General features: G+C 44.5%; 21 protein-coding genes and 1 other annotated feature. Of the genes, 7 read left to right on the plus strand and 14 right to left on the minus strand.

The genetic code is table 11. From position 1 onward, the window contains the following. The first annotated feature begins 87 nt into the window (after positions 1-87). Positions 88-606 (plus strand): flavodoxin FldB, encoded by a 519-nt coding sequence (fldB, locus tag C1S74_RS08420; RefSeq protein WP_045400276.1) that lies wholly within the window; start codon positions 88-90, stop codon positions 604-606. A gap of 87 nt (positions 607-693) precedes the next feature. On the opposite strand, the gene brnQ is transcribed toward fldB, so the two are convergent. Continuing rightward, positions 694-2,007, minus strand: coding sequence for a branched-chain amino acid transport system II carrier protein (brnQ, locus tag C1S74_RS08425; protein ID WP_038866441.1), 1,314 nt, complete (start codon positions 2,005-2,007; stop codon positions 694-696). A 330-nt stretch (positions 2,008-2,337) separates the two neighbouring features. Here brnQ and C1S74_RS08430 point away from each other — a divergent pair, with 330 nt between their 5' ends. After that, positions 2,338-3,057, plus strand: a complete 720-nt coding sequence (locus tag C1S74_RS08430) for a tRNA1(Val) (adenine(37)-N6)-methyltransferase (RefSeq protein WP_045400279.1) — start codon at positions 2,338-2,340, stop codon at positions 3,055-3,057. A 107-nt stretch (positions 3,058-3,164) separates the two neighbouring features. Further along, a complete protein-coding gene (gene srmB, locus C1S74_RS08435) occupies positions 3,165-4,388 on the plus strand; it encodes an ATP-dependent RNA helicase SrmB (protein WP_039977403.1) in 1,224 nt (407 codons plus the stop codon). A gap of 60 nt (positions 4,389-4,448) precedes the next feature. On the opposite strand, the gene C1S74_RS08440 is transcribed toward srmB, so the two are convergent. From C1S74_RS08440 to C1S74_RS08450, 3 genes are all read right to left on the minus strand, one after another. Next, on the minus strand, positions 4,449-5,084 hold the full coding sequence (locus C1S74_RS08440) for an alternative oxidase (protein WP_045400282.1): 636 nt from the start codon (positions 5,082-5,084) through the stop codon (positions 4,449-4,451). A 201-nt stretch (positions 5,085-5,285) separates the two neighbouring features. After that, entirely contained in the window at positions 5,286-6,062 is a 777-nt protein-coding gene (gene yaaA, locus C1S74_RS08445; RefSeq protein ID WP_038876225.1) for a peroxide stress protein YaaA, read from the minus strand. 108 nt (positions 6,063-6,170) lie between these two features. After that, positions 6,171-7,607, minus strand: coding sequence for an alanine/glycine:cation symporter family protein (locus C1S74_RS08450; RefSeq protein WP_038876224.1), 1,437 nt, complete (start codon positions 7,605-7,607; stop codon positions 6,171-6,173). 722 nt (positions 7,608-8,329) lie between these two features. Between C1S74_RS08450 and C1S74_RS08455 the strand changes: the two genes are divergently transcribed. Then, entirely contained in the window at positions 8,330-8,515 is a 186-nt protein-coding gene (locus tag C1S74_RS08455; protein ID WP_039977404.1) for a DUF3545 family protein, read from the plus strand. Between the two features lie 228 nt (positions 8,516-8,743). Here the strand turns inward: C1S74_RS08455 and C1S74_RS08460 are convergent, their stop codons facing one another. The 3 genes from C1S74_RS08460 to nfo all read right to left on the minus strand — a co-directional run bounded on the left by C1S74_RS08460 (position 8,744) and on the right by nfo (position 11,411). Further along, the gene (locus C1S74_RS08460; RefSeq protein WP_042599726.1) at positions 8,744-9,295 is read right to left on the minus strand and encodes a hemerythrin domain-containing protein; all 552 of its coding nucleotides are present in this window, start codon (positions 9,293-9,295) and stop codon (positions 8,744-8,746) included. 143 nt (positions 9,296-9,438) lie between these two features. Further along, the gene (ung, locus tag C1S74_RS08465) at positions 9,439-10,119 is read right to left on the minus strand and encodes a uracil-DNA glycosylase (protein WP_045400287.1); all 681 of its coding nucleotides are present in this window, start codon (positions 10,117-10,119) and stop codon (positions 9,439-9,441) included. 404 nt (positions 10,120-10,523) lie between these two features. Continuing rightward, the gene (nfo, locus tag C1S74_RS08475) at positions 10,524-11,411 is read right to left on the minus strand and encodes a deoxyribonuclease IV (RefSeq protein ID WP_045400290.1); all 888 of its coding nucleotides are present in this window, start codon (positions 11,409-11,411) and stop codon (positions 10,524-10,526) included. 326 nt (positions 11,412-11,737) lie between these two features. On the opposite strand from nfo, the gene grcA reads away from it, so the two are divergent. Further along, a complete protein-coding gene (gene grcA / locus C1S74_RS08480; protein ID WP_005434930.1) occupies positions 11,738-12,115 on the plus strand; it encodes an autonomous glycyl radical cofactor GrcA in 378 nt (125 codons plus the stop codon). Positions 12,116-12,226: 111 nt separating this feature from the next. Here grcA and C1S74_RS08485 read toward each other — a convergent pair whose 3' ends face one another. The 4 genes from C1S74_RS08485 to thrA form a co-directional block, all read right to left on the minus strand. After that, positions 12,227-12,886: an NADPH-dependent FMN reductase gene (locus C1S74_RS08485; RefSeq protein ID WP_045400293.1), complete on the minus strand. Its 660-nt coding sequence runs from the start codon at positions 12,884-12,886 to the stop codon at positions 12,227-12,229. Positions 12,887-13,005: 119 nt separating this feature from the next. Further along, entirely contained in the window at positions 13,006-14,286 is a 1,281-nt protein-coding gene (thrC, locus tag C1S74_RS08490; RefSeq protein WP_045400295.1) for a threonine synthase, read from the minus strand. Further along, positions 14,283-15,239 carry a homoserine kinase gene (thrB, locus tag C1S74_RS08495; RefSeq protein WP_045400298.1) on the minus strand — a complete coding sequence of 319 codons (957 nt, stop codon included), beginning with the start codon at positions 15,237-15,239 and terminating at the stop codon, positions 14,283-14,285. The genes thrC and thrB overlap by 4 nt, the downstream gene beginning before the upstream one ends. A gap of 20 nt (positions 15,240-15,259) precedes the next feature. After that, positions 15,260-17,719 carry a bifunctional aspartate kinase/homoserine dehydrogenase I gene (thrA, locus tag C1S74_RS08500; RefSeq protein ID WP_045400301.1) on the minus strand — a complete coding sequence of 820 codons (2,460 nt, stop codon included), beginning with the start codon at positions 17,717-17,719 and terminating at the stop codon, positions 15,260-15,262. A gap of 53 nt (positions 17,720-17,772) precedes the next feature. Beyond that, positions 17,773-17,892 (minus strand) — a sequence feature (Thr leader region). Between the two features lie 440 nt (positions 17,893-18,332). Here thrA and C1S74_RS08505 point away from each other — a divergent pair. Then, positions 18,333-18,803: a ribonuclease regulator gene (locus tag C1S74_RS08505; protein WP_045400305.1), complete on the plus strand. Its 471-nt coding sequence runs from the start codon at positions 18,333-18,335 to the stop codon at positions 18,801-18,803. Here C1S74_RS08505 and C1S74_RS08510 read toward each other — a convergent pair. Continuing rightward, entirely contained in the window at positions 18,800-19,282 is a 483-nt protein-coding gene (locus C1S74_RS08510; RefSeq protein ID WP_045400308.1) for a putative 4-hydroxy-4-methyl-2-oxoglutarate aldolase, read from the minus strand. The genes C1S74_RS08505 and C1S74_RS08510 overlap by 4 nt on opposite strands. 53 nt (positions 19,283-19,335) lie before the next feature. Next, complete coding sequence (locus C1S74_RS08515; protein WP_045400311.1) at positions 19,336-19,746, minus strand: DUF3293 domain-containing protein; 411 nt, start codon at positions 19,744-19,746, stop codon at positions 19,336-19,338. Positions 19,747-20,107: 361 nt separating this feature from the next. Between C1S74_RS08515 and arcA the strand changes: the two genes are divergently transcribed. After that, positions 20,108-20,824 carry a two-component system response regulator ArcA gene (gene arcA / locus C1S74_RS08525; RefSeq protein WP_045400313.1) on the plus strand — a complete coding sequence of 239 codons (717 nt, stop codon included), beginning with the start codon at positions 20,108-20,110 and terminating at the stop codon, positions 20,822-20,824. A gap of 68 nt (positions 20,825-20,892) precedes the next feature. Here the strand turns inward: arcA and C1S74_RS08530 are convergent, their stop codons facing one another. Beyond that, a complete protein-coding gene (locus tag C1S74_RS08530; protein ID WP_038866326.1) occupies positions 20,893-21,342 on the minus strand; it encodes a hypothetical protein in 450 nt (149 codons plus the stop codon). Position 21,343: the final 1 nt, after the last annotated feature.

The raw sequence follows: 21,343 nt of genomic DNA on the forward strand, positions 1-21,343 counted from the left end.
ATCATCTCCCTCGGGATATTCGCTGCAATCTTCTTCAATTTATGGTTAGAATCTGCCACAACAGCAACACAAAAAACGACGAATATAATGAAAATCGGACTCTATTACGGCTCAACAACCTGCTACACCGAAATGGCAGCAGAGAAAATTCGCAACATCATTGGCGCAGACCTTGTCGATATTCACAACGTGAAAGAGACACCGTTGTCACTGATGGCAGACTACGATTTATTGCTGATTGGTATCTCTACTTGGGACTTCGGTGAAATCCAAGAAGATTGGAGTGCTATTTGGGAAGACATTGCAACCACACCTCTAAAAGACAAAGTAGTTGCACTGTTTGGCTTGGGTGACCAAGAAGGCTACGGCGAATGGTACCTTGATGCGATGGGCCTACTTCATGACGAACTCAAAGCAACGGGGGCGCAGTTTATCGGCTACTGGCCAAATGAAGGTTATGAGTTCGAGGCATCAAAAGCTTTAACAGAAGATGGTAGTCAATTTGTTGGCTTGGCATTAGATGAAGATTCCCAGTACGAATTGAGTGACGAACGCATCGAGAAATGGTGTGAGCAAGTGTTGGTTGAGTTTCACGACACGCTATAAGTCCGCATAAACCCTGATAAAACGACAGACAAATAAAAAGCCCGGTGAATCACTTCACCGGGCTTTTTTAATCTTGCGAGTCAGCAGTTATGCCGCTTCTTCAGTCAACTCAGGTTGAGAAGATTTAGCAACAAAGAACATGCAAACAATTGCTGCAAACGTTGGTAGAACCCAACCCATGCCCACTTCGAACAGTGGTAGCATGTTGAATGCTGAAACGTCTAGACCTGCTACTTTCGCTGCATCAATCAATGCAAACAATAATGATACTAGCAACACAGAGCGGTATGCTACTCGCGGGTTTGGTAGCTTGCTACGTACAAACGTTAGCGCAACCAATGCGACTGCTACTGGATACAGCGCAAACAATACAGGAACTGACAACGAAATCAGCTGTGATAGACCTACGTTCGCAATCAGTGCACAAGCGGCACCGTTAATGATAACCCATTGCTTGTAAGTCAGTTTCGTCTTAGAGCTGAAGAAGTCTGAACATGCAGAGATAAGGCCGATCGCCGTCGTCAAACACGCCAATAATACAATGATTGAAAGAACAATCTGACCGTAAGGACCAAATAGTGCCTGAACGTATTGGCTTAGTACTGCACCACCGTTGTCTGCACCAGCTGCGATAGTTGCACTCGTCGCACCTAGGTAGAACAATGAGATGTATACGAACGCCAGACCTGCTGCTGCAATACAACCTGCGCAAATTAGGTATTTCGTCGTTGCAGCACGCTCAGTGATGCCTTTACTGCGCAGTGCATCCACCATTAGCATACCGAACATCAACGATGCGAACGTATCCATGGTGTTGTAACCTTCAAGGAAACCTTTGGTTAGTGGCTGCGTTAAGTACTCACCATGCGCACCCATCATCTCACCTTGCGGATCAACGAATACCGCAATAGCAAGTACGATAAGGCCAAGGAACAAAACTGGCGTTAACACTTTACCGATCAAGTCAATCAGACGACCTTGGAACCAAGCAAATAGCATCGCTACTGCAAAGAACAGGATAGAGAATGACGTAAGGTGTGCTTGTGTCGCATCAACGAAGAAAGGCTTGATTGCCATTTCGTAAGCCACGAGACCAGTACGCGGCGCTGCAAATGCAGGACCGATAATGATGAAGATAAGCGCAGCCATAAGTACTGCTGCTTTCTTAGGAAGGTCTTGCGTTAGATGATCCCAAGAACCACCTGCAACAGCAATAGCAACGATAGTAATAAGAGGTAGACCTACCGCTGTTAGCAAGAAACCAAACATTGCTGGCATCAAATGATCACCGGCTAGCTGACCCGCTAGAGGTGGAAAGATGATGTTGCCAGCACCCAAAAAGAACGCAAATAGCATAAAGCCTACTGCGATAATATCTGTTAGTTTTAACGTCTGCTTCACAGATAACCCTTTTTCTGAATTGATGAATGTTGTGTATGCATCGACCACTTTTTGTATACCCAAATAAAATGAGTATCTGTGGTTCAATCTATAAATTTTCCGCCGCATAATGACGAAAGACCCATCATTTGGCAACCTTTAAGAAAAAAAACACCATATTAATTTAGTTTGCAAACTCAAAAGCAGTGGATATCACTACACTGACATTTATGACCAGTTCTTTATCTCGATCAAAAAGCAATACAAATTAATAACCAACAAGATAACAAACCATACAATTTAGAAACAATAGAGCATTTAACTCTATTATTGAGTAAATATAAAACAATCATGAAGAGCGATACATTCAAGACTAAAGGCTTCAAGTTTAAGCAATTTTCCATCGATGGTGGTGAAAGTGGCATGCCTGTCAGTACCGATGGCGTGATGCTGGGCGCTTGGACAAAGTGTCCATCGCAGTGCAATATTCTGGACATTGGTACTGGTACGGGTCTGTTGGCTCTAATGTGCGCACAACGCTTTTCAGGCGCAATGATCACCGCGGTTGACATCGAATCAACCGCAGTCGAAGCCGCCCAGACCAACTTTACGCATTCACCTTGGGTTGACCGATTAACCGTTTTGCACACCGATGTATTAACGTTTGAACCAACGCAACGTTTTCAGCACATCATTTGTAATCCGCCCTACTTCAATAATGGTGAGCAATCAAAGCAGACTCAGCGCGCCACCGCCCGACATACCGACACATTGCAACATCGCGCGTTATTAGCGTGTTGCTATGACTTACTTGAAGAAGACGGCAAAGCCAGTTTTGTTCTGCCAATCACCGAAGGTGAGCAGTTTATTGTCATGGCGAAAACACAAGGCTGGTATGTATCACGTCTATGCTACGTGCAACCATCACAGAAAAAAGCGGTGCATCGTGTACTATTTGAGTTATCGAAAAAGGTCTACGACACCGAAGAATCACAATTGACCATCCACTCAAATCAGGGTTATGACGAAGAATTTATCCGTCTAACTCACGAGTTTTATCTTAAGATGTGAAATAACATGTGATCCTTGTCACCAATCACTTTATAATGTGCGACCTTTTTATATTCTATGCTGCTGCGGCGAACCATTAACCAAGCTTTGCTTGTGGAGAACTCATTGTGATCAGAACCTTTGCTGAACTTGATCTAGACCCAAACCTACTTGAAGCCATCGAAGAGATGGGCTACGAACGCCCAACTAAAATTCAGGCTGAGGCGATTCCACAAGCGTTGGATGGTCGTGACATTCTAGCGTCAGCACCAACTGGCACAGGTAAAACGGCAGCATTCGTACTGCCTGCGTTGCAATACCTGCAAGACTTCCCTCGTCGCAAGCCTGGACCTGCTCGTATCCTGATCCTGACGCCAACACGTGAACTTGCTATGCAAATTGCAGATCAAGCGCGTGCGCTTGCAAAGAACACAAAATTGAATATCTTCACCATCACTGGTGGTGTTCAGTACCAAGAGCACGCCGATATTCTTGCAACAACGCAAGACATCGTCGTAGCTACACCGGGTCGTCTACGTGAGTACATTGATGCAGAGCGCTTTGACTGTCGTGCCATTGAATGGTTAGTGCTGGATGAAGCAGACCGCATGCTAGACATGGGCTTCGCACCAACGGTAGACCGTCTATCAAACGAATGTCGCTGGCGTAAGCAAACCCTTCTGTTCTCCGCAACACTAGAAGGCAAAGGCGTAGAAGGCTTCACAGCAGACCTACTTAACGAGCCAGCAGAGATCGATGCAAAATCACCATTGCGTGAGCGCAAAAAAATTGCTCAGTGGTATCACCGTGCCGACACAGCAGAACATAAGCTAGAACTGTTAAAACACATCATCACAGAGCAAGCAGAACGCACAATTGTGTTCTTGAAGACTCGTGAGCGTCTAGCTGAGTTGCGTGGCCAATTAGAAAGTGCGCAAATTCCTTGTTCATGGATCCAAGGTGAAATGCCGCAAGATCGTCGTAACAATGCCATTGCACGCTTTCGTGAAGGTGCTGTGAACGTACTACTTGCCACTGACGTTGCTGCTCGTGGTATCGACCTTCCAGACGTATCACACGTTGTCAACTACGACATGCCTCGCACAGCTGACGTATACCTTCACCGTATTGGCCGTACCGCGCGTGCAGGTAAAAAAGGTAACGCTATCTCTATCGTAGAAGCGCACGACCAGCCAATGATGGATCGTGTTGCACGTTACGTAAAAGAAGACATCAAAGAGCGTTTCATCAAAGAGATGCGCCCTAAACACAAAAAACCAGTGTTTAAGAAGAAAAAGAAAAAAGACGACAAGAAGAAAGTAGCGAAAAAGAAAACCGCTAAGAAGAAGTAATCACGTCTGATTGATTCCAAATCTAAAAGAGCCGCAATCGCGGCTCTTTTTGTTTTTCATCTATAATTGATGAGCTGGAAGAGTTTTATCTTCATAGGCATCAGCGAAGCCATGGTTGCGATCACGGTGCCCCGCTTCATCTTCTCGAATACGCAAAATCACGTCTCTTAGCATCGCATCAGCAGGCAGCTTGTAGTAGTCAATCGCCAGAGTCGGAGCTGGTGCATTCTCCACTTCCCCGCTATCAATTTTCTCTAGGTACTCAGTGTAGCTATTACACGCTTCTTCTTCGAAGTAACCCACAACACGGTGAGCAATTTTAGAAGAAAGCAGATAGATGAAGCTGTACACAACAATGAAAACACCTTGTCCCAGCAACACCAATAAACGCTCAACCAAACTTGGTTTGGCAATGTCGAGGAAAATCATTAGGTGCATACGCTCGTTTTCGGCCTCATCGAGGAGTTCTCGGATCCAGCCTTCATCGTCTTTCATTCGGCGCAGCGCTTTCAGGTGATTGAACATCCCAGCCACCATACCCGGCACAGCGGCGATCGTTTCGAGAATCACGGCTCGCTTCGCGTATTTCTTGCCATAAAAGATATTCAGAGTGAATTTCAGCAACTTGGTGATACGCAGTGCAATGTACTCCGATAACTTAGAGGCTTTTTTGTGTGTGAGCTTGAAGTCTGACATAGGAGAACTCCTTTATTTTAAAGTTGCATTTAAAATACAAATTTAACCCTTGTTACTCAACTATTTTTTAAGATATAAACTTTTTATGTAAAAACTTCGATTAAGATCAGATCGAATAGGCATAAAAAAGCCGGATAACTATCCGGCTTTTTGGCGTACTTTATTTCGCTGAGTCATCCACTCGCGATTGACTTACTTCAATCAGTTTTGCTCTTCGCGTTTAAACACCAAGTCAGTTGGCGTCGACTCTTCTTCAACGAAGTAGTAACCCGCAACATCAAACTTAGTGAGGTCAGCAACGCTTTCGATACGGTTTTCGATGATGTAACGCGCCATCATGCCGCGCGCTTTCTTCGCGTAGAAGCTGATCACCTTGTATTGACCATTCTTACAATCTTTGAAGATTGGTGTGATCACTTGAGCATCCAAGTTCTTTGGCTTCACCGCTTTGAAGTATTCGTTCGATGCAAGATTGATCAGCACGTTGTCGCCTTGCGCAGCAATCGCTTCATTCAGCTTATCGGTAATGACATTACCCCAGAACTGGTAGAGGTTAGTGCCCTTTTCGTTTGCTAGCTTAGTGCCCATCTCAAGACGGTATGGCTGCATCAAATCAAGCGGCTTAAGCAGACCGTAAAGGCCAGACAGCATACGTAGATGACCTTGAGCGTAATCGAAATCGGTATCTGAAAGAGTTTCCGCTTCAAGACCAGTGTACACATCACCTTTAAACGCAAGAATCGCTTGGCGCGCGTTGTCGGTAGTGAAGGTTTCACTCCACTCTTGGAAACGACCAACGTTCAAATCAGCGATTTTGTCGCTCACTTTCATCAGTGATGAAACATCGGCAGGTGTTAATTTACGGCATACCTCGATCAGCTCTTTTGAATAGCTAACCAAGTCTGGTTGAGTAAACTTCTCGGTTGCAAGTGGAGACTCGTAATCAAGCGTTTTAGCTGGAGAAACGACGATAAGCATGACTTTAACTTCCCTAATTTTGTTTTCCATTAGGGTACAAAAAAAGCCATGCATTGTCTGCATGGCTTTTTGAATCGTGTTGATAGCTTTCAACAATGATTAAGCGACTTAGTCTGCCTTCTTGTTGTTGTCCCAAATACCTTCCTCTAGCTGAGATTTCAGCTCAGGGAAGTCATTCGGATCAAACGTTGGCACTTTACCTTCGCTCAGCTGGCGGTTGTAGTCTTTCGCCAGTTTAATCACGATGCCAGATAGCAAGATGATCGCAACCAAGTTCACAATCGCCATCAGACCCATAGAGACGTCAGCAAGCGACCAAACCACAGGCAGAGAAGCTAACGCACCAAACATAACCATACCTAGTACAACGATACGGAAGATGCCTAGACCCGCTTTATGGTTGTGCTCTAGGAAGATAAGGTTTGTTTCAGCGTATGAGTAGTTAGCAATGATTGAGGTAAATGCGAAGAAGAAGATCGCAACCGCAACAAAGATGCCCCCCCAATCACCCACTTGCGAGCTCAATGCACGCTGAGTTAGCTCAATACCGGTCACTTCTGTTGCTTGGCCTACGTACTCACCTGACATTAGGATGATAGCAACTGTCGCCGAACAGATAACGATCGTATCCATGAACACGCCTAGCATTTGTACGTAACCTTGAGATGCTGGGTGTGGTGGATAAGGCGTTGCTGATGCAGCCGCGTTTGGTGCAGAACCCATACCCGCTTCGTTCGAGAATAGACCACGCTTGATGCCGTTGATCATCGCCTGTGCGATGGCATAACCAAGACCACCAGCTGCTGCTTCTTGCAGGCCGAATGCACTCTTGAAGATAAGCATTAGAACGTCTGGTAGTTTCTCTAAGTTAGAAAGCATCACGAACATCGCAAGAACGAGGTAAGCCAGAGCCATTACAGGAACAACTAACTCAGCAACTTTCGCGATACGCTTAATACCACCAAAAATAACGATAGCGGACAAAGCAACAACTGCGATACCTACGTAAAGGTCATCCCAACCAAATGCATTGCTCATTGCATTCGCGATAGAGTTTGCTTGAACGGCATTAAATACCAAACCAAAAGCGATGATTAGGAAAATTGAGAACAACACGCCCATCCAGCGCATGCCCAAGCCTTTTTCCATGTAGTAAGCAGGACCACCGCGGTAGTTGCCATCATCATCTTTGGTTTTGTATAGCTGTGCCAGTGTGCTTTCTGCAAACGACGTCGCCATACCAAGCATCGCAATCAACCACATCCAGAAGATTGCACCAGGGCCACCCGCAGTCAGTGCAACTGCAACACCCGCCATGTTCCCCGTACCAACACGTGCAGCAAGACTAGTACAAAGCGCTTGGAAAGAAGAGATACCAGCTTTGTCTGCTTTACGACTGTTCTTTAGAACAGAGAACATGTGGCCGAAATGGCGGAATTGAATGAATCCCAATCGAACGGTGAAGTAGATTCCTACACCAACAAGAAGATAAACAAGAATCGAGCCCCAAAGGAGGTCGTTCATCAAATTGATTAAGTCTGTCATGTGTACCTCAAAGTGAGTTGCGCCAGTCTTTGCTTCCAAGCCATCCACCAGATTGCATGCTAAGTGTCAAAGTCTGCTTAGCTTTTTGAATAATGTTTATTTCGCAATCTAGAATCGTAAACGTCGCTTCATGCATCCATTTTACGTACCAGCGTATTTTTTGACGGGCGGATAATGCAGCCTCGACAAGCAAAAATCAATATGCAACCAGTAAAATAACCTTGTTATTTTTCACTATAAAGTCACCAATGATTAACATAAAATGAAAACTTATTACTCACAAACAGCAACATTGCATTTATCAAAACTCAACATAAATAGCCCTGCAATCGTTAACAAAACACCATCCCATTTATTTTTAGCGAGGCTAGCAACCACAAGGTATCTGACAAATTTTAATGACCTCGCTTTGTTACGATTGGATACATTTTCATCAAAGCGATGCTATGCAACCTTAGTATTCAAAATTTAAGTAAAATCTGTCGCTCGAATTAACATACCAAATCTCTTCATTTAATCGTTTTCGTGAGTTCGTTCGCTTATTTTTTGCACACTCCATCCCCATGCAAAATGTGATTCTGTAAGTATTTTTGCGCGAAAATGTCATGTTACCGACACAAATGCGAAATATATCATGGTTATCCTCACGTCTATTGTGGTACTTAAAAAGCTCCACAAGGACTGGTTACAACAGTTTAGATATAGAAAGGTAAAGGTGGCTTATGGAAGGCTTTCAACTCGATGACCTATTTGGTCTGGATACTACCTCAACATCAAAATCTCGTGCGAAACCATTGAAGCGTAAGTGGCGAGAAATAGAAGAAATGAACGACCGACGTAATTTGCTAAAGGAACTGCGTGAACTGGATGTCTGTCACGACATCTCTCTAGAAGATATCAAACTATAATTTAGACAAAAGGCACCCCGTGGGTGCCTTTTGTCATTTATAGACCTATGAATTTGATGGGTGTTTTTGCGTTGAATTTCGCCCTATAACACCCATTCTTATTGATTGAGAATTTACCTCAAAATTCTGCCCTATTTGTAAGAATCCAATTTACCCTCAATTCTCATCAAATAAGAAAACGCAAAATAAACCGCGCTAAAGCAATCGTTTACCTTGTAATAATTCGCTCTAAACGAACTCTACATCGTTCTGACGCACTCGTTCAGCCAATTGTTTATAGCGATCTGCAATAGTACTACCAAATACTGGATCATCTTCACTCTGATGCCATAGGCTTTCTACATATTGCCAATCGTCCGAGGTAAACAGTTCTTCAATAAGAGGCAGTACCTGTCGCTCTTCCATCTCCAAATGACGTTTTTGAGTAACAATAAAGTCCTCTAACTGTGTTATGAATAACTCTTGTGGAACGACAGCATCTTGCAGGATCATTTCTAATAGCATTGAGAAGTCTTTGGTTTTGCTCGCCAACACTTGATGCTCAAGCTCTAAGTTCTCAATTGTCTTCTGCTGACCGTACTGTTTTAGGAAGTAATGGTAGAGAATGTCTTCTTTAGGGTGGTGGATTTTTTCAGAATGGTTAGAGAGGTAATCTACGATTTCGCTCACCAACGCATAATTGATGGCATTCTCTTGTTTAATCTCATTTAATTTATGGCGCAATATCGCCAGTAAACGGACCATATAGCCGTGTTCTCGTCGAATTCTTTCGATCATCATAGCGTCTCTCCTTAACACCTACTTTCTATAAGTGTATATGAGAAACCTAATATCTGATTCGACGGTGTTCAAAAAAACAGCGATCGTCTTCCCACGATCGCTGTACTGATTTATTTCTCTATATATAAGAAGGAAATTGAGATTTACACCGTCATAGGTAAGTGCCAATTGATGGCTTCTTTACCTTGCTGAAGCAGAATCTGGTTCGCTTGTGAGAATGGCTTACTACCAAAGAATCCACGATGTGCCGATAACGGCGATGGATGCGGTGCTGCCAAGACGTGGTGTTTATTGCGATCGATAAAGCGTCCTTTCTTCTGCGCATGTGACCCCCACAGCAGGAACACCACACCTTCTTGATGCTGGTTAATGGCTTCAATAACGCGGTCAGTAAAGGTTTCCCAGCCGGTTTTCGAATGTGAGTGTGCTTTGCCCTGCTCTACTGTTAACACTGTATTGAGTAGCAACACACCTTGTTCAGCCCAGCTTTGTAGAAAGCCATGTTGAGGAATTTGGAAACCCTCCATATCCTGCGCCAGTTCTTTGTACATATTCACCAAAGATGGTGGAGTTTTAATGCCAGGCAGCACAGAGAAACACAAACCATGCGCTTGATTAGGACCGTGGTAAGGGTCTTGCCCCAGAATCACTACTTTAACGTCTTTGAACTCGGTAAAACGAAACGCATTAAATACGTCTTTCGCTGGCGGATAAATGGCTTTGCCTGCCGCTCGTTCTGCTTCAACAAAATTCAAAGTATCGACAAAGTAGCTCTGTTGTTTCTCTTCGCCGATCACATCGTGCCAAGTGGGTAACTGATTCATGGAAAGTTCCTGTCCTAATGTTTCCCTCTATTCTAACGAGCGAAACTCAAACAAACAAAAACTTACCACCAGCTTGAGACGGCTTCTCAAAAACTGATGAACAGACAACGCGCGTTGATCTTGCTGGTTTGGCTAAAACCAAAATAACCAATACTAATAATGATGAGGCTAATTACGCTGCGGCGTTCGAAAGTGCCCTTGTCCTGAGATATGGCGGTTTGGGGTAGGTAAACGTAATACTCGTCGAGAGTGTGTCGCTGGGATAAAAGAAACTGGTCGAGACATATTGTCATCCTCCTAACTAGCTTCGCCTAACTACAACGTTGAGTTCAGGCGTTTAAAACAAGCGCATAACCGCTCAATGTACTTAGCCAAGAAAGAAGGATGCCAACTTTGCCATCCCGTTAGGAATTAACCATTTCTTCCATGTGGAATTGGCGTAAGGTGTTGATTTCTTGCAGCCAAATATCAGGGTCAATTGTTTCTAAAATCAGAGGGATACCATCAAAACGTGGATCTTTAGCGATGTACTCAAAACAGCTCCAGCCGATCTCGCCTTTGCCTAATGAGTGGTGACGGTCAACCTTGCTAGCGAATTCGACTTTTGAATCATTTAGATGCATTGCTCTTAAATAGTGCATGCCTACGATACGATCGAACTCAGCAAAGGTATGCTCACAATCCTCTTTAGTACGCAGATCGTAACCTGCGGTAAACGTGTGGCAAGTATCGAGACACACACCAACACGTTCTTTGTCTTCTACTTGCTCGATGATTTCAGCCAGATGCTCAAACTTCCAACCTAAGTTAGTGCCTTGACCTGCCGTATTCTCAATCACTGCGATCACATTCGGCACTGCTTTGTGCGCGAGGTTGATCGACTCGGCGATCGTCGCCAAACACTCCTGTTCCGACACTTTCTTTAAGTGGCTACCAGGGTGGAAGTTGAGCAAGGTTAAACCTAATTGGTTACAGCGCTCCATCTCATCAATAAATGCCGCGCGGGATTTATTCAACTTTTCTTCTTCTGGAGCGCCCAAGTTAATCAGATAAGAGTCATGGGGAAGAATGTGCTCGGCGCCAAAACCAAGCATTTTGCAGTTTGCTTTGAACGCACTAATGGTTTTTTCTTCGAGTGGTTTTGCAACCCATTGACGTTGGTTCTTAGTAAACAGAGCAAACGCATTCGCACCAATTTCACGAGCACGAAGAGGCGCTTGGTCAACCCCTCCAGCCGCTGACACGTGAGCACCAATAAATTTGTTTCCAAACTTGTTTTTCATGTTTGTCATTTAATCACTTTAGACTTTCAGTATGGCTACCTAAATACAGGCAGTTGCGTAAACAAGGTTAAGTTTTGAACTCATTTTGTAGTAAATTTACAACAAAATTAACTTTTAAATATTTTTTATATTATCAAATAAATTGTAAATAGTATGTTTTCAAACGTTTTATTGATTTAACTCAATAAAATCACCTTCAAAAAATTAAGGTTTTTGGTTGTTTTTTGACTTAAATCAATATTAAAATAATGGATATTGGCTATATAATACTTAGCTCGACAAAAATTCGAAAATTAACACCAATAATCACCACGTAAGTGGTCTAGGAGATAGTGATGATCCAAGGTATCCAAATTACTAAAGCAGCTAACGACGAACTACTAAACTCAATCTGGCTACTAGATAGTGAGAAGAACGAAGCGCGTTGTGTTGCTGCAGCATCAACTTACGAAGCAGACCAAGTTATCGCAATCAGCGACCTAGGTGAATACGAAAGCCGTGAAGTAGCAATCGAAACAGCTCCTCGCATCGAAGGCGGTCAACACCTAAACGTGAACGTTCTTAAGCGTGAAACTCTAGAAGATGCAGTTGCACACCCAGAGAACTACCCACAGCTAACTATCCGTGTTTCTGGTTACGCAGTACGTTTCAACTCGCTAACTCCAGAACAGCAACGTGACGTAATCGCTCGTACTTTTACTGAGTCTCTATAATCTCTCAGTAAACTAGCTTGTTAGAATTTAAAAAGCTTGGTCAGCAATGACCAAGCTTTTTTTGATTCTGGATCCTTCTAATCCCTTCCGGTAGTGGAGAGCAGCTAGACTCTATGGGGCGTTTCTTTGCGAAGGATCGTTCTTAAATGCTTGTGCCAACGAGGTTGGATCAAGCTTCTCTCTTTGCTGTAGTGCCCCATCTGCCCACCAAATCAATTGGTGCATAGTGCGATTCATATAACTGTCCCACTGCGCCTGCTCCGACTCGTCCGTAACGACACCGTGCTCATCAAACACCTCTTGTGCTTTCGGGATGTGGATCATTGCCGACACAGGCAAGCACCCCAGCTCTGATAAGAAAGTACGCATCGACACCGCAGCTCGCGCGCCACCCCATTGCCCGGCAGAGTATGTCACGATAGCGCTCGGCTTATAAGAAAACAGCGAGCTGCCAAAGTGGTTAAGCATGTTTGCCAAGGCAGGGCTCATCGAATGGTTATATTCCGGACTGACCATCACATACCCATCGGCACGTTTGATTTTATCTGCCAGTTCGCTTAGATGTTCCGGCACTTTAGAACGGTGATAAGCAAACTCAGGTTTAAATACATCGCCAAAGTCGTAATTCAAAGGGTCGATGATTTCTACAGTATGTGTTGAATGTTGACTCGCGATAAGCTTTTCACACGCTCTACTGACTCGCAACCCCAAGCGAGCTGGTCTCGGTGGCGTGCTGTCTCTCACTGAGCCAAGAAAAATCAAAAAATGCATGCTTCCCCTTCCGTCTATTTCATCAAGTTCGTTCTCAATCTTAAAGAAAGTCGAAACTCACAAGCAATAAAAAAGGCGAATGATCACTCATTCACCTTTCTTCGTTCATCTTTTGTCACTTACTGAACGCGACGTAGTACTTGCTTCAGTGCGTCAAAATCGGCATCTAAATCTTCCGATAACAGCTCCATCACCGCATGCTTCGCTAGTGGTGCAGGAAGATCAATGTCAGATTGCAGAATGTCATCCACCACTTCTTTGAACTTCGCAGGATGAGCAGTACATAGGAACAGACCTGTCTCACCTTCTTGCAGTTGCTCTTCAAGAACGCGGTAAGCAATCGCACCGTGCGGCTCACACAAGTAACCCAGTGCGTATAGATCTTTTACTGACTGCGCGCTTTGCTCATCAGATACTGCACCTTTACCTAGCGTCTCCAAGCCCCACTCTTTCACGCGGCACAGCTCTTCGATACGAGGCCAGTTGTTTGGTTGGCTCACGTCCATCGCATTCGATGTCGTTGCGACTGTTGGTTTTGGCTCCCACTTACCTGTTTCTAGGTAGCGAGGAACAGTGTCATTAGCGTTAGTTGCAGCGATAAAGCGTCTGATAGGCAGACCCAGCGCTTTTGCCAATAGACCAGCAGTTAGGTTACCAAAGTTACCGCTTGGTACAGACACAACTAGGTTTTCACGCTCTTGCTTGCTCATTTGCGCAGCTGCTTCAAAGTAGTAACAGATTTGCGCCATCAAACGGCTGATGTTGATTGAGTTTGCAGAGTTCAGACCGATCTCTTCACGCAGCGCAGAATCATCAAAAGCTTGCTTAACCAGAGCCTGACACGCATCGAAATCACCATCGATCGCAACAGTGTGAATGTTCTTACCAAGCGTACAGAATAGTTTCTCTTGCAGTGGGCTGATCTTGCCTTTCGGGTAAAGAATCACAACGTTGATGTCTTCCATACCGTAGAAAGCGTGCGCAACGGCAGCGCCAGTATCGCCTGAAGTCGCCGTAAGAATGGTGATTTTGCCACCGTCGGAAACCGCTGCTAGCGATTGCGCCATGAAACGACCGCCAAAGTCTTTAAAAGCGAGCGTTGGGCCGTGGAAAAGCTCCAGTGCGTAAACACCATCTTTTACTTGATTGATTGGCGCAGGGAATTGGAACGCAGCGTCAACCAATGCGTTAACTTGCTCTTCTGCAAGTTCATCACCGATTAATGCCGATAGAATCTTAGTGCTACGAGAGACAAAGTCTTCTGCTAGTAGCGCATCGATATCATCAAACTTTGGCAATTCCGATGGAAAAAATAGGCCTTGGTTGCGACCTAACCCTTGGCGAACGGCTTGGCCAAAGGAAACTTGTTCATCATTTTCTTTTATATTGTAAAGCTTCATAGCTCACTTCCTGTTACTTTCGAACCCTGTTTATCTAGACGACAAACGTGGACGAATCCTTCTTCGTTTTGTACGTAGTTCTGTTCTAACCAGCGAGCAACTCGCTCAGCGACATCTTTCTCTTTGCAAATACTGAACAGCGTCGGACCACTGCCAGAAATACCAGTAGCAAGTGCACCCGCTGTTGCGGCATATTGACGAGCATTAGCAAAACCCGGGAGCAGTTTCTCACGATACGGTTCTGCAATGACGTCTTTGATCATTTTTGCAGCAAGCTCTGGCTGACCAGAATGACATGCATGGATGAAGCCTGCAAGGTGGCGACCATGAGCAATGATATCTTGTCGACGATATTGAGATGGTAGGATCTCACGAGCCTCTGCTGTCGAGACCTTGATGCCCGGATACGCCATCACCCAATACCAGTCATCAAAACAAGGGACTTCTTGGCTGATGATACCGAGTTCTTCAAGCATCAATTGCACACCGCCAAGGTAACATGGCGCAACATTATCATAGTGAATACCACCTGAAATCTTGCCTTCCATCTCCCCCATCAGAGCAAGTAACTCAGTCTCATTGAGTGGCTGACCGTGGAATCGGTTTAACGCATCCAACGCAGCAACGATAGAACACGCACTTGACCCTAAACCAGAGCCAATTGGCATGTTCTTCTCTAGCGTCATTTCCAAGGACTTTAGCGCGACGCCTTTTTTATCAAGCTCACGAGCAAACACCACCCAACAATCGTAAACAATGTTCTCTTTTGGCTCGGTAGGCAACTTTTCAACGAAGTCACCGGATGTTTTTAGGCTGAACGGCTCAGCCCCTAACTTTACCAATACTCTGTCACCCAAAAGAGTGCCATCAACTGGGGACACTGCGGCGCCCAGAACGTCAAAACCAACGCTTACATTGCCAATTGATGCTGGGGCATAAACCACAACATCCATATCACTTGAACTCATTGTTGTTATACCCCTAGCTTCCAACCTAAAGTACGCATCACATCAGAGAAGACACCAGCCGCCGTTACCTCAGTACCTGCACCGTAACCACGCAATACCAGTGGAATTGGTTGGTAGTAGCGACTGTAGAATGCCAGTGCGTTTTCTCCATCTTTGATCTTAAACATTGGGTCATTTTCATCTACCGCTGCAATGCTTACCGTGCACTTACCGTCAACGATTTCACCCACGTAGCGCAGTACTTTGCCTTCTTCTGCCGCTTTTGCTGACTGCTCTTTAAAGTACGCATCCGCTTCTGGCAGGCGTTCCATGAATTCATCAACACTGCCTGAATCATCAAAGCCCGGTGGTAGCGCTTGGTCAACAACCACATCTTCCAGTTCTAAAGACATGCCAGCTTCACGAGCAAGAATAAGTAGCTTACGCGCCACATCCATACCCGATAGATCGTCACGAGGATCCGGTTCCGTAAAGCCGTTTTGTTTCGCGATGTTTGTCGCTTCACTTAGGCTCATACCTTCGTCTAACTTGCCGAAGATGTAAGACAGAGAACCGGAAAGGATACCACTGAAACGCTCTAGCTCATCACCAGCTGAAATTAGGTTTTGAAGGTTTTCGATAACCGGTAGACCTGCGCCTACGGTTGTTTCGTACATCAATTTACGACGAGAGCTGCGCGCTACATCGCGAAGTTGATGATAGTACGCCATGCTTGCCGTGTTAGCTTTTTTATTTGGTGTTACGACGTGGAAACCTGCGGCTAAGAAGTCTGCATACTGATTCGCAATGGCTTCGCTGGACGTACAGTCAACTAACACGGGGTTAATGATGTGATTACGTTGAACCAATGAAATCATACGCGCTAGACTGAATTCTTCAGTTGAAGCAGACATACGGTCACGCCAATGTTCTAGAGGCAGACCTTCACTATCAAGTAGAAGACCTTTGCTGTTTGCCAAGCCACACACGCGAATCACGATGCCTTTCTCTGCAAGCTTCGCCTGTTGACGTTCGATCTGATCCACCAGCTCACCACCAACGCCACCGATACCAACAACGAATACGTCTAGGAAGTGCTTCGAGTTGAATAGGTTCTCGTGACACGCTTTGATCGCTTCAGAAATTTTGTCTTCAGGAATCACGGCTGAGATAGCACGCTCAGATGAACCCTGTGCGATTGCCACGATGTTTACGTTCACTTCAGCAAGAGATGAGAAGAAGCGAGAAGCAACACCACGAGAAGTGCGCATACCATCACCAACTAGCGTCACAATAGACACATCGTCGATAAACTCGACTGGTTCAAGTAGACCGTCTTTTAGTTCCAATTCAAACGCGTCAGCCAACACTTGCTGTGCTTTGGCTTTATCTTGCGCTTCAATACAGAAGCTGATGCTGTACTCAGAAGAAGATTGTGTGATAAGCACAATAGACACACCCGCTGATGACATCGCACCAAAGACACGGCTTGCCATGCCTACCATGCCCTTCATACCTGGGCCAGACACGTTAACCATCGTCAGATCATTTAGCGTCGTGATGCCTTTGATATCTAGATTATCTTCGCCAGTATCTTGGCCAATCAATGTACCCGCACCTTGTGGGTTAAAGCTGTTTTTGATCAGGCATGGGATATGAAATTGTGCAATTGGTGCGATGGTTTTTGGATGCAGAACGGACGCACCGAAGTAAGACAGCTCCATCGCTTCTTGGTAGCTAAGCGACTTGAGTAGGCGTGCATCTTCAACTAGACGAGGGTCACAGTTGTAAACGCCATCCACATCAGTCCAGATTTCACAGCAGTCTGCGCGCAAACATGCGGCCAGTACCGCTGCGGAGTAATCAGAACCATTACGACCCAGAGTTACCAATTCACCTTTTTCATTACCAGCTGTAAAGCCCGGCATGATGCTGACATGGCCTTGAGGAAGTGGGTTTTGGCGGAAGTTCTGCGTAGAGACTTCAACATCAACCATCGCTTCTAGATGATCGCCTTTCGCGTATAGGTACTCAACCGGATCGATAAGATGCGCAGGTTGGCCTTTTGCTTCTAGTACCGCTTTCATCAGTTGAATCGACACACGCTCGCCTTTACTGATAATGCGTGCGTTGACGTTGTTTGGACACATACCAAGAAGATTAATGCCGTGAACAAATTGACGTAATTGAGAAAGTGAGGTTTTAACTTGGTTATCGAAAGCCGTGCCATCCACATTTGGAACAACCGCTTGGATTTCGGAAAATAGCGTTTTAAACGACGCTTCTAGCTCATTGATTTGAAGCTCTGCTTCACCGTTTCGAAGTGCGCCTTCGATCACCGCAACAAGCTTATTGGTCGTTTTACCCGGTGCAGAAAGCACAACGGCAACGTCTTCCTGTTGAGCGTTATTGGCAATGATATCCGCTGCTCTTAAAAAGCGATCTGCATCTGCTAATGATGAGCCGCCAAACTTCAATACTCGCATCCCTTCCTCCGATGTATCTTCTTAATTCTGTCTAAATTTCATTTAAAAAAGCATAAAAAAAGGCCTGTATCTTGTTGGATACAGGCCTTTTTTGTGAATTTCTTTCGCTCAGCAGCCTGCCCCAACATTGGTCGTGTTGGTAATAATAATGGTTGTGGTCATTACTACTAGGCTGTTTGATGGCATAAATAAATATTCAACGATAATTGTGTGTTTGCTTAACTCTACGTTTACCGAGTTTCCGGTACAGAGTCAACAAAAAATTGTCTATTTTCCGGTCTTGTAGTGATTTCTGCTACGCAATGTCTTTGATATTTCAATGTAATTACAATGGGTTGCGAATTATCATAGTCAATTGAACTTTTTCTCTCTCTACAACGGTCTGTTTGATATAGAAGCAAATAGCGGTGATGGCACCTGATCCTCTTCTATCTACATATGATCAAAACATCGATCCTCATGAATACTAATTAACAACAAGTTAACTGTGATCAAAGTTCATAGGATTGAATTAAGTGGAAAATAAGTGAGCTGGCTTTCATATTCTATGCTTTAATATTGAGAAGCTTTAAGCACATACTAATAACAAAGTTCGACACAAGGAGTGGCCAACATGAAAAAATGGATTTTTCTGTTACTGTTTGTTGTGCCTAGCATTTGTGTAGCGAACGAGCTACCACCTCTTCCTGGGAAAACTACAACTTCCCCACACAAGCTTTTCATTTCCAGTGAAAACTACCAAACCGACAGTTTTGACGTCTGGAATATTGACGGCGGTTACGCGTACGAGCTGTTTGACTCTGTGGATCTTTATGTTGGTGCGCGTGTAAATAACTCACCAACGCAAAATCAAAGTGGCTTTTTAAGTGGGATAAGCTACCACTTAAATGATCGTATTACTGTGAAAAGTACCGTTCGTTCTTATAAAGGTGAAACTACGGGTGGTGTCCGAGAAGAAGACAGTAGCCTGGCTGCCGAAGTCTCGAGCCGCGTAAAAATCACTGAAAACTTGGATGTTCACGCCACTTTAGATTATCAAGATTGGCAACAAGGCTTTGAGGTAGGGCTTGGTTTCCGCTTCTAAAAATCCAATGCCTCTTTAGAGATCAATACACCATTCCAATCTGCATATACGTAATGCTTAGGTTGAACGATTTGATTTTGCATCGTCAGCGTGACGTTCACTTCACCTACACCCCGCTTTTCCGTTTTAAACGGACACGTGCCTAGCGCTTGAACCCCAATATCCATTTGAGACATCTGAACGACATCGCGAATAGCGCCGTACACTATGATGCCTTCCCAACCATTTTCGATACCAAGAATAGCCAACTGGTCACCCAGCAATGCTTTTTGACAAGAACCGTGTCCATCCACAATCAGCACTTTGCCTGCACCATTTTCGCTAAGTACCTCGCGTACCTTTGAATTATCGTGGTAGCAACGCACTGTGACTATCTCTCCATGAAACGCGGTACGTTGACCAAAATTCTGCAATGGTAAACTCAGCAACGTTACTTGGTCTTCAAATTGGTCACAAATATCTGGTGTTATGTCTCTCATAGTTCCTCCGTGAAATGTCTCACCCGAGTAAAACTCCAGTGAGTAGTATCCTTCTATACGACGAGCCTTGATTTCATCGAACCAATCTTGTGTAAAATCTCCGGTTCTGAACACGCTATCAGGTATAGTTCGCCATCAATAACATAGTAAATCGCGTTCTGTTGGAAATCCTTTGCCAGCGATATCGCCACTTCTGTCGTCAGTTCTGCTGCGTAACTTTCTTCAAACCATTCAAATGCCTGATCGCCAACCGTGACAGGCACGTACTTAACGTGGTTTAATTGCTTTTCGAGTTCGTGATTACTTATGCAATTCATCTCTTTTGACCGCAAATTACTGTAAGGGTTCCAAGCGGTTATTACTGCATAGCTTGGAGAGTACCAATTAGTATGAAAACGAAAGAAAGATTCTGAATAAGCATTCCATAACGATGAGTCTATGTTCGTATTACTTTTTTTTATCATAACTCTTAAACGATTAATAACGATTACATTTCATCAATTGATGTAAATCAACAAACTGAATGGAATTAACATTTGAGCATTGTTAGCATGCTGTTAACAATATAAAATCCGCTCCATATCTTAGGGTGTTTACGTTTCAGGCCCCGCGAAGGCTAGGAAATGAAAGGTAAACAAGCCCTATAGAATAAACGTCGCCATCGGATACTGGTGAGTTGGCAAAATTCCAAGGAAGGCGGATAGCTGAAAGAAGTGTTTTTTTGATTAACTTGATTTATTATCAAAATCACATTACCTGTATGTTATATTTTTGCCTAGAATTTATTCTATTAGCACAATTTTGTCACAAATTTAGGTACCGCCAATGCAAACCCCGCAGATTCTTATCGTAGAAGATGAGCAAGTAACTCGTAACACTCTTAAGAGTATTTTTGAAGCAGAGGGATACGCTGTTTTTGAAGCCAGTGACGGTGAAGAGATGCACCAAGTGTTGTCTGAAAATGCAATCAACTTGGTTATCATGGACATTAATCTTCCAGGCAAGAATGGTCTCCTTTTAGCACGTGAACTTCGCGAGCAAGCGAACATCGCACTGATGTTCCTAACTGGTCGTGACAATGAAGTAGACAAGATCCTAGGTCTTGAAATCGGTGCTGATGACTACATCACTAAACCATTCAACCCACGTGAACTGACTATCCGCGCACGTAACCTGCTAAGCCGCTCAATGAGCACTAACGCAGTACAAGAAGAGAAGCGCTCGGTAGAAAAATACGAGTTCAACGGTTGGGTTCTAGACATCAACAGCCGCTCTCTTGTGAGCCCAGCTGGCGATGGCTACAAACTGCCTCGCTCTGAGTTCCGTGCACTACTGCACTTCTGTGAGAACCCAGGCAAGATTCAAACTCGTGCTGATCTTCTTAAGAAGATGACTGGCCGTGAGCTTAAGCCACACGACCGTACTGTGGACGTAACAATCCGCCGCATTCGTAAGCACTTTGAATCAGTATCAGGTACACCTGAAATCATCGCAACAATTCACGGTGAAGGCTACCGCTTCTGTGGCGATCTAGAGGACTAGTCGCTTCAACGCAAACAATAAGGGCTTGCTCCATGAGTAAGCCCTTTTTTATCTGAAAAAACGCAAAATCAGTACACTTTATCAATCTTAATGTGCTTCTCTACCAGCCAACCTTTCTTGCCTGCATCATCCAGTAACAGAGCTAAGTCGACCGACTTTTCCATATCCGCTTCAATTTGCCATACAAAGGCAACTTCCCACTGGTTCTCACTGTGGGTGCGTAACTCAAGCAAGTCACCATCAATCTGCCATTCAGAATCGCCTTGTTTGATGATCAATGAATCAACGGTCAAGTTCGCTGGTAACTCCTTGTCTGATTTTAAGTACAGAGCACCATGTACATTTTGCTCTTGAACCTCACCAATGGTTGGCATTAGGTTTACCCATAAGTTGCTTTTCAGCTCAACATTCACTTTGTTCATGGTGATTTGGCTGTCTTCTTGCCAACCCACTTGAGGAGCAGAACTACAACCAGCAAGTAATGCGATTGCCAGTGCTGCCGATGCAAATTTTTTCATG

The sequence above is a fragment of the Vibrio hyugaensis genome (assembly GCF_002906655.1).
Classification (GTDB): Bacteria; Pseudomonadota; Gammaproteobacteria; order Enterobacterales; family Vibrionaceae; genus Vibrio; species Vibrio hyugaensis.

What these genes read in the sequence shown, in the direction of transcription:
- fldB (WP_045400276.1), top strand. Translation starts at nt 88, where the DNA reads ATGAAAATCGGACTCTATTACGGCTCAACAACCTGCTACACCGAAATG.
- C1S74_RS08430 (WP_045400279.1), top strand. Translation starts at nt 2,338, where the DNA reads ATGAAGAGCGATACATTCAAGACTAAAGGCTTCAAGTTTAAGCAATTT.
- C1S74_RS08440 (WP_045400282.1), bottom strand. Translation starts at nt 5,084, where the DNA reads ATGTCAGACTTCAAGCTCACACACAAAAAAGCCTCTAAGTTATCGGAG.
- yaaA (WP_038876225.1), bottom strand. Translation starts at nt 6,062, where the DNA reads ATGCTTATCGTCGTTTCTCCAGCTAAAACGCTTGATTACGAGTCTCCA.
- C1S74_RS08450 (WP_038876224.1), bottom strand. Translation starts at nt 7,607, where the DNA reads ATGACAGACTTAATCAATTTGATGAACGACCTCCTTTGGGGCTCGATT.
- C1S74_RS08455 (WP_039977404.1), top strand. Translation starts at nt 8,330, where the DNA reads ATGGAAGGCTTTCAACTCGATGACCTATTTGGTCTGGATACTACCTCA.
- C1S74_RS08460 (WP_042599726.1), bottom strand. Translation starts at nt 9,295, where the DNA reads ATGATGATCGAAAGAATTCGACGAGAACACGGCTATATGGTCCGTTTA.
- ung (WP_045400287.1), bottom strand. Translation starts at nt 10,119, where the DNA reads ATGAATCAGTTACCCACTTGGCACGATGTGATCGGCGAAGAGAAACAA.
- nfo (WP_045400290.1), bottom strand. Translation starts at nt 11,411, where the DNA reads ATGACAAACATGAAAAACAAGTTTGGAAACAAATTTATTGGTGCTCAC.
- grcA (WP_005434930.1), top strand. Translation starts at nt 11,738, where the DNA reads ATGATCCAAGGTATCCAAATTACTAAAGCAGCTAACGACGAACTACTA.
- C1S74_RS08485 (WP_045400293.1), bottom strand. Translation starts at nt 12,886, where the DNA reads ATGCATTTTTTGATTTTTCTTGGCTCAGTGAGAGACAGCACGCCACCG.
- thrC (WP_045400295.1), bottom strand. Translation starts at nt 14,286, where the DNA reads ATGAAGCTTTACAATATAAAAGAAAATGATGAACAAGTTTCCTTTGGC.
- thrB (WP_045400298.1), bottom strand. Translation starts at nt 15,239, where the DNA reads ATGGATGTTGTGGTTTATGCCCCAGCATCAATTGGCAATGTAAGCGTT.
- thrA (WP_045400301.1), bottom strand. Translation starts at nt 17,719, where the DNA reads ATGCGAGTATTGAAGTTTGGCGGCTCATCATTAGCAGATGCAGATCGC.
- C1S74_RS08505 (WP_045400305.1), top strand. Translation starts at nt 18,333, where the DNA reads ATGAAAAAATGGATTTTTCTGTTACTGTTTGTTGTGCCTAGCATTTGT.
- C1S74_RS08510 (WP_045400308.1), bottom strand. Translation starts at nt 19,282, where the DNA reads ATGAGAGACATAACACCAGATATTTGTGACCAATTTGAAGACCAAGTA.
- C1S74_RS08515 (WP_045400311.1), bottom strand. Translation starts at nt 19,746, where the DNA reads ATGATAAAAAAAAGTAATACGAACATAGACTCATCGTTATGGAATGCT.
- arcA (WP_045400313.1), top strand. Translation starts at nt 20,108, where the DNA reads ATGCAAACCCCGCAGATTCTTATCGTAGAAGATGAGCAAGTAACTCGT.
- C1S74_RS08530 (WP_038866326.1), bottom strand. Translation starts at nt 21,342, where the DNA reads ATGAAAAAATTTGCATCGGCAGCACTGGCAATCGCATTACTTGCTGGT.